At 50.0% G+C, this 692-nt stretch carries 1 protein-coding gene; it reads left to right on the forward strand.

Annotated elements, in window-relative coordinates; all coding sequences use genetic code 11:
• The coding region (locus tag KIV40_RS34415) for a flavodoxin domain-containing protein (protein ID WP_285353935.1) at positions 1 to 692 on the forward strand (692 nt) is incomplete at both ends.

The following is a 692-nucleotide window of genomic DNA, read 5'->3' on the forward strand; positions in this document are numbered from 1 at the left end:
TATCGTCTACGACACCATGTCGAACAACACTCGAATGATGGCCGATGCGATCGCCAAGGGTATTCGTCAAGGTAACCCTGACACTGCGATTAAAGTATTCAATATTTCGAAGCATGATAAGAACGATATTCTCGCCAATATCTTCCGCTCTAAAGGCGTGCTTCTCGGCTCTTCAACCATGAATAACGTGATGATGCCGCAAATCGCAGCCTTGCTAGAAGAGATGCACGGCCTGCGTTTTGCTGACAAAAAAGCCGCAGCCTTCGGCTCTTCTGGCTGGACAGGTGGTGCCGTCAAACGTATCGACAGTCGCCTACGCGAGGCAAACTTTGAGGTGAGCCCACCACAACATATTCATTGGAAGCCAGATACAGATGCACTGCGTCAGTGTATTGATTACGGTGCAACGCTGGCTGAGGTCTGGAACCAAGATGATTCCTACAGCCAACCTAAAGTCGTCGAGCATCAAGCAACCCGATTAGAAGCACCGGATACGCAAACTGAAGCAACTGTATATGAGCAAGCTGAAACTCCTGTGTCTGAGCAAACTGAGCAGCAACATTCCCATACTGACAACTGCACCTGCTGGCGCTGCACTGTCTGTGAGTGGGTTTACGATCCTAAACAGGGCGAGCCAAATCAAGATGTCGCTCATGGCACACCATGGGAGCAAGTCCGCGATAGCTTCCTAT

Source organism: Vibrio sp. D173a (assembly GCF_030248475.1).